The sequence below is a fragment of the Soonwooa sp. genome, from assembly GCF_032062245.1.
GTDB lineage: Bacteria > Bacteroidota > Bacteroidia > Flavobacteriales > Weeksellaceae > Soonwooa.
In genome coordinates, this window is sequence record NZ_DAMBQF010000020.1 from 40315 (window position 1) to 47008 (window position 6694).

Annotated in this window: 7 protein-coding genes; 5 read left to right on the forward strand and 2 right to left on the reverse strand. The window is 35.4% G+C overall.

The features are described 5' to 3' along the window. The first annotated feature begins 7 nt into the window (after nt 1-7). The 5 genes from lpdA to RT037_RS10090 all read left to right on the forward strand — a co-directional run bounded on the left by lpdA (nt 8) and on the right by RT037_RS10090 (nt 4824). A complete protein-coding gene (lpdA, locus tag RT037_RS10070; protein ID WP_079665483.1) occupies nt 8-1396 on the forward strand; it encodes a dihydrolipoyl dehydrogenase in 1389 nt (462 codons plus the stop codon). Between the two features lies 1 nt (nt 1397). Next, nucleotides 1398-1988: a hypothetical protein gene (locus tag RT037_RS10075; RefSeq protein ID WP_313030682.1), complete on the forward strand. Its 591-nt coding sequence runs from the start codon at nt 1398-1400 to the stop codon at nt 1986-1988. Between the two features lie 65 nt (nt 1989-2053). Further along, nucleotides 2054-2941: a hypothetical protein gene (locus tag RT037_RS10080; protein ID WP_313030684.1), complete on the forward strand. Its 888-nt coding sequence runs from the start codon at nt 2054-2056 to the stop codon at nt 2939-2941. Between the two features lie 12 nt (nt 2942-2953). After that, complete coding sequence (locus tag RT037_RS10085; RefSeq protein ID WP_313030686.1) at nt 2954-3988, forward strand: hypothetical protein; 1035 nt, start codon at nt 2954-2956, stop codon at nt 3986-3988. Nucleotides 3989-4023: 35 nt separating this feature from the next. Beyond that, nucleotides 4024-4824, forward strand: coding sequence for a patatin-like phospholipase family protein (locus RT037_RS10090; protein WP_313030689.1), 801 nt, complete (start codon nt 4024-4026; stop codon nt 4822-4824). On the opposite strand, the gene RT037_RS10095 is transcribed toward RT037_RS10090, so the two are convergent. Further along, the gene (locus tag RT037_RS10095) at nt 4799-5587 is read right to left on the reverse strand and encodes a serine aminopeptidase domain-containing protein (RefSeq protein WP_313030693.1); all 789 of its coding nucleotides are present in this window, start codon (nt 5585-5587) and stop codon (nt 4799-4801) included. The genes RT037_RS10090 and RT037_RS10095 overlap by 26 nt on opposite strands. A 21-nt stretch (nt 5588-5608) precedes the next feature. Then, entirely contained in the window at nt 5609-6640 is a 1032-nt protein-coding gene (locus tag RT037_RS10100) for a M20/M25/M40 family metallo-hydrolase (protein ID WP_313030697.1), read from the reverse strand. Nucleotides 6641-6694: the final 54 nt, after the last annotated feature.

The following is a 6694-nucleotide window of genomic DNA, read 5'->3' on the forward strand; positions in this document are numbered from 1 at the left end:
AGATCTAATGAAATACGATATTATTGTCATCGGTAGTGGACCTGGAGGATATGTTACAGCGATTAGAGCTGCACAATTAGGTTTCAAAACAGCAATTGTTGAGAAAGAAAATCTTGGAGGTATCTGCCTTAACTGGGGATGTATTCCAACAAAAGCTTTGTTGAAATCTGCACAAGTTTTCAAATATATCAACCATGCAGAAGAGTACGGACTTAATAAAGTTGATGCTACTTTCGAATTCCCGAACGTAGTAAAAAGAAGTCGCGGTGTTGCTGAAAAAATGAGCAAAGGTATCGAGTTTTTGATGCGTAAAAATAAAATCGATGTGATCATGGGCGCTGCTAAAGTGAAGAAAGATCGCAAAATCGACGTTACAGATAAAGACGGAAAAGTTACAGAATATAGCGCAGATAACATCATTCTAGCGACTGGTGCAAGATCTAGAGAACTTCCTAATCTTCCACAAGATGGCGTTAAAGTGATCGGTTACAGACAAGCTTTGGCGCTTCCAGAACAACCAAAATCTATGATTGTTGTTGGGTCTGGCGCAATTGGAGTGGAGTTCGCTTACTTCTATGCAACAATGGGTACTAAAGTTACTGTTGTAGAATTTATGCCAAACATTGTTCCTGTAGAAGACGAAGAAGTTTCTAAACATTTAGAAAAATCTTTGAAAAAAGCTGGTATCGAGGTGATGACAAACGCTTCTGTAGAATCTGTTGATACTTCTGGCGCTGGTGTTAAAGCTAACGTAAAAACTGCAAACGGAAATATCACATTAGAAGCTGACGTTCTTCTTTCGGCTGTTGGTATTGCTGCTAACATCGAGAACATCGGTCTAGAAGAAGTTGGTATCCAAACAGATAAAGGTAGAGTTTTGGTTAATGAATGGTACCAAACTTCAGTGCCTGGATATTACGCAATTGGTGATATTATCCCAACTCAGGCTTTGGCGCACGTTGCTTCTGCGGAAGGTATTACTTGCGTTGAAAAAATTAAAGGTCTTCACGTTGAGAAAATCAACTATGGCAACATCCCTGGATGTACATATTGTTTACCAGAAATCGCTTCTGTTGGTTTGACAGAAAAGCAAGCTAAAGAAAAAGGTTATGAACTTAAAGTTGGTAAATTCCCGTTCTCAGCAAGTGGAAAAGCGACTGCCAATGGTGATACAGACGGATTTGTAAAGGTAATTTTTGACGCTAAATATGGGGAATGGTTAGGTTGCCACATGATTGGTACAGGTGTTACAGAAATGATTGCTGAGGCGGTTGTTGCTCGTAATCTTGAGACGACAGGTCATGAGGTTCTTAAATCTATTCACCCTCACCCAACATTATCGGAGGCGGTAATGGAAGCTGTAGCTGCAGCTTATGGTGAGGTTATTCATATTTAATATGCGTTTATTATTAGGATTCTTACTATTAGTAAGTAGTTTGTCATTTGCGCAAAAAAAAATTCAGTACAAAGACTATCATTTACCAGTGAAATATGTTCTTAAAAAATCAAGTGATACAGTTAATACTAGAATTGTAGCGCAATGGGCTTTTAAGAAAAATTATTTTTATCCAAGTACAGTAATTAGTAGATTGTATTTTTTAGATAGTTATGGAAAAAAATCAATTGTAAAAGAGTCGCAACTTAATTATATAGAAATAACAGACTTTGATGGTAGCATAAAGAAGTTTACAAACTCTGAGCGTTTTCCATCTTTGAAGTCGGATAAAGATTTGCTTTTGGTTTTGCATGAAGGCACAAAAACAGGCTATTATGTAGACTTTTTTGTAGCAAGCATTTATGGTAATGTCGGTGCAACCGAATATATTATAGATGAAAATGGAACTGCAATTAGTTCTAATTTATTGTCAGGAAGAGAAAAAAAACTCAAAGAACTATTTGCAAAATATCCTGACCTACTTTCTAAAGTTGATTTTGTTAAAACTCGTGAGGACATGATTAATCTTCTTGAGGAGTATGATAAAAAATAATTAATTTTTAAAATATTAAATGCTGTATCTTGTATAAGATGCAGCATTTTTTTATTTTAGTGCTGATGAAAAAAATTCTATTGATTTCAGCAATTGGCTTATTCTGTATTCAGAATGTGTCGGCTCAAGAAAAAATGTCAAAAGATGATCGCGAAAACTTGGCGCGACAACAATTTGACGACGGCGAATATCAAAAATCCTTAACTAATTATGATATTCTTTTAAAAGATGATGAGAATAATGCAAGGTATCTTAATGGTAGAGGATTAGCCTATTTTCGATTAGGAAATTACGCAAAGGCAAAACAAAATTTTGCAATGGCAACTTTGTTTTCTGAGAAAGATGCAACGATTTGGTCTAATCTAAGTGCGGCTTATAACAATCTCAACGAAAACGAAAAGGCTTACGAAACCTCAGTCAAAGCTTTGCGTTATGGTAAATCTGCTTTAACAGTTTTTAATGCGGCATCTAATGCTAATAATGTCGAAAGACTTGACGAAGCGCTTTCTATTCTAGATAATGCAGGCGAGTTTAGAACAAATTCGATGGAAGATTTGTACGCCAGAGTTTACTCCAAAAAAAATGACTACAATAACAGCATTAAGCATTTCGAAGTTTTCTTTAAGAATTTTAATGATAATGATAAAATGACATTCAATATTTTATCAGAAAAAAGATCCTACTTTTTCGCTTTGATGGGAAAATTAGCTGACGAAGCAGCAACTACTCAACCAAAAGAAAATGCTTTACTAAAAGAACTTTTCGAAGAATTAGCAAATAATACAGGTTACGAATTTGATTCTAATTTTCCGTTACATTCTAGTTATGAGATGATTAGAGCAATTAAAAAGAATTGGGCTTATAAAGATTATTTTTTAGAATTTGTAAAATTGATAAAAGATAAAGATAAGGCCTACATTTTGCTAAACGAACTAAATGACACACAGAACTAAAAATAAAACTTAATGGAAGAACAAAATACACAAAACTCTAACGAAACTAATCAACCAACACAACCAACAACACCTTCTAAAACGCCCACTCAACAAGAAGATTTGCAAAAGAAGAACAAACAACTTTACTACATTATTGGAGGTCTTGCAGTTCTTTTACTTGCTGGATTAGTTTACTTTTTCGTAAGTAAAAAAGATTCTAAAAAACCTGAAGTAGTTAGCGCTGGTGTCAAAATGCCTGCAGATAGTGCTAAAGTAGATTCTGCAAGAACTACGGCTGGCTTACCAGAAGGTTACGAAGGTGAGGAAGGCGAGTACGAGCCTTACACAGAGAATTATGTTATTGCAAAAGATGCCAATCTTCGCGACGCTCCTAATGCACAAAACTCAAATATTGCTGGTAATCTAAAATTTGGACAAAGACTTTTTGTTGACAATCAATACGAAAACCCAAGCTTCGCGAAAGTTTATATGGAAAAACCTATTAAAAATGTAGTATCTCAACCTTATTATATGTTGAAATCTAATGTCGTTGAATATTATAATTTTGATGATTTCAAAAAAGCATTTTCTTTAGGAAAATTTTCAGAGTTAGAAGCTCGTGTTAAGCGACTTATTTTGGATAATAAATACAATGATGGGACACCTTACAGCGTAACTCAGAATGCTGATCGTGCTAAGAATACTATTGCATACGGCGATTTCGATGGTGATGGACAAGCGGACGTTGCGGTTATCTTAGACAATAACGAGAAGCAAAGCTCAAGATTATTGATTATCTGTACTAACCAGAATTCTAAAGAACCATATTTGGCTTACGCAGAAAATTATTCTGATAAGATGAGATTAAGCTCTTTCAAAAAGAAAGCATTAATTTATATGAATACTGACAACCTTACTCCTTCGCCTATTGATGGGGTTTTGCTAAACAGTGAAAATGGTAAATTGGTAATTCTGTATGATAAAAATAACCAAAAATACAGAACTTACTACCAAGAAGAATATGCAAGTGCAACTGCTGAAGCAGCTTACGACAGTGCAGATTAATTTTAAGTTTTAAATAAAATAATGCGGTAGAAAATATGTCGAAATACAAAACAGGTTTGGTACTTTCAGGTGGCGGAACAAGAGGTCTTGCACACGCGGGAGCCATAAAGTTTCTAAATGAAATTGGTATTGATGTTGATATTCTGGCGTGCTGTAGCGCAGGTTCTATAGTTGGAAGTTTATATGCAGCTGGACGAAATCCTGACGAAATTTTAGATTTTTTTAAGTCGGTATATTTTTTCAATTGGAAGCATTTTACTTTTAATAAACCGGGTTTTGTATCATCACAATTGTTCACGCATTATCTCGATCCGATTTTTGGAGATTCCAAAATTGGCGGCCTCAAAAAAGAAATTCGGATGATTGCTACTGACCTTATCAGCGGCGAACAAAAGATTTTTGATAAACAAACAAAAGTAGTTGATGCGATTATTGCATCCTCGTCTATTCCTGGCATCGCCACACCTTATATAGTTGGTGATGCCATGTATAGCGACGGTGGTGTTCTCAATAATTTTCCTGCAGATATTATCCTTAGCGAATGTGAAAATATGATTGGCATCTATGTGACGCCAATTCAGGATGTTAAAATGAGTGATCTTAACTCAATCCGAGCTATTACGACAAGGGCTTATGATCTGCTTTCTCACCGAACAGAAATCCACAAATTTGCTTACTGCGACTGGTTTATAACTTCAAAAAAACTGGCACAGTATGGCACTTTTGAACGTAAACCTTCTCGGCTTGAAGAGATTTTTAATATCGGTTACGAAAGTGCAAAAAAAAGCTTCTACGATCAAGAGGAAGATTTTACTTCACTGTTTTTAAAAACTTAGTCAAAGGCTTCCAATATTCTTCGGCATCAGGAAAGTTGCTACTTAATGTAACTTCGCCGTGATAACCTTCCCAATTAGTTGGTAAAAAATCTTGTTTTTTAGTTGATTTTACATTGTTGAAAATTTCAATCCAATGTGACTTTTCATCTTTTGCAGATGACACAAAAGTTGGGATGTTGACATCTTTTGCAAAATCAGCAATTGTTTTGTTTTCGATTTTAAAATATTCTCCAGGCGAAAAAGTCACCAAAGCTGCATAATCTTGAGGATGTTTGCTAACACTATAAAAGCCTAAAGAAGCAGAGTAGGAACTCCCAAAATAGATGACTTTTTTAGCATTTAGATTCTTTTTTGCATAGTCGTATGCCGCTTCAATGTCAGAAACACTATTTTCGAATTGGATTGGCAGATTTTTAGAATTTGCTTCCGCAAAACTTTCATTAAGGACATTTCCAAATTTGTAACCAGAACGCAGATCTACAGCCAAAACATTAAAACCTAAAGCCACCAATCTCGGTGCAATATCTCGATAAACACCACGACTAGAACCTGCTTGATGAAAAGCTAAAATAAGTGGTGCGTTTTTAGAATTTGCATCGTAATAATCTGCATAAACTCTTATTTTACCGTCTTTTGAAGGAAAGCTGATGCTTTTAAAATTAAAATTATTTTGAGAAATATTAGCTAGATTTTTTGGATGGTTTTCACATGAAGTCGTCAATACGCCAAGTCCAAGTAATGATAATACGATTAGCTTTTTCATTTTTTTTAAATTTTATTCTGCTTACTTCCAATATTGATCGACCATGTAGATTAATTGTGTTATAACAGTCGCGCCTAAAAGAAGCTCACGACGATTAACTTTTTCGAAAGTATCTTCTTCTGTGTGATGAATGTCAAAATAACGCTGCGAATCTGGTACAAGTCCAGCAAGATCAGTTCCAGTGTTTTTCATAGGACCAATGTCCGTCCCAGCATAAGTTTCGGTAAAGTCATAGATGCCATACGGAAGGAATAGATCTTTCCAAGATTTAATAATATTACGTTTATCCTCAGACATATCGAGTCCAAAACCTCTTGGTGAAAAACCGCCGTTGTCGCTTTCGATTCCGAAAATGTTTTTTTCACCTTTGTTTACGATGGCTTTTGCATAAGCGGCTCCACCTTTAACACCATTTTCTTCGTTAGCAAAGCAAACTACACGGATCGTATTTTTATTGGGTAAATTTAATTTTTTAAAAGTTCTCAAAGCCTCGATTGATTGTACAATTCCGGCGCCGTCATCATGTGCACCTTCACCAACATCCCAAGAGTCAAGATGTCCACCAACAACTATCACATTTTTGGATTCCTTACCTGTGATCTCGCCGATGACATTGTAAGATTTAACATCAGCTTTCATTGTGCAATTAGAATTAATCTTCGCCGAAAGTTTATTTGTTTTAGCAAGATTCGCTAACTCTATCGCAGATTTTGGACCGATGGCAATAGCTGGAATTTTCTCAACGCCATCCTCATATTTCATCGCGCCTGTGTGCGGAAGATCATCATAAGCTGAACTTATTGACCGAATAATAACCGCTTTGCCTCCTTTTTTTGCAACTTCTGCAGCTGCAACACGTCTCACAGTACCTGCTTTTCCATACGCATGCATTGTTTTAATAAATTCTTGAGGAAATTCATTATTAAAAAGGACAATTTTCCCCTTAATTTCTTCCGCTGGTACTTTATTAAAATCTTCTAAACTGTTAAAAACAAGCAAGTCCCCAACCAAATCTTTTCCTTTTGTTCCTTCAGAATTACCAAGAGAAAGCATTTGGTGGTCTCAAATTGCTAGTGCAACTTTTGTTTTTGTAAAAGTATTATTTTT

What these genes read in the sequence shown, in the direction of transcription:
- RT037_RS10100 (WP_313030697.1), bottom strand. Translation starts at nt 6,640, where the DNA reads ATGCTTTCTCTTGGTAATTCTGAAGGAACAAAAGGAAAAGATTTGGTT.
- RT037_RS10085 (WP_313030686.1), top strand. Translation starts at nt 2,954, where the DNA reads ATGGAAGAACAAAATACACAAAACTCTAACGAAACTAATCAACCAACA.
- RT037_RS10080 (WP_313030684.1), top strand. Translation starts at nt 2,054, where the DNA reads ATGAAAAAAATTCTATTGATTTCAGCAATTGGCTTATTCTGTATTCAG.
- RT037_RS10095 (WP_313030693.1), bottom strand. Translation starts at nt 5,587, where the DNA reads ATGAAAAAGCTAATCGTATTATCATTACTTGGACTTGGCGTATTGACG.
- lpdA (WP_079665483.1), top strand. Translation starts at nt 8, where the DNA reads ATGAAATACGATATTATTGTCATCGGTAGTGGACCTGGAGGATATGTT.
- RT037_RS10090 (WP_313030689.1), top strand. Translation starts at nt 4,024, where the DNA reads ATGTCGAAATACAAAACAGGTTTGGTACTTTCAGGTGGCGGAACAAGA.
- RT037_RS10075 (WP_313030682.1), top strand. Translation starts at nt 1,398, where the DNA reads ATGCGTTTATTATTAGGATTCTTACTATTAGTAAGTAGTTTGTCATTT.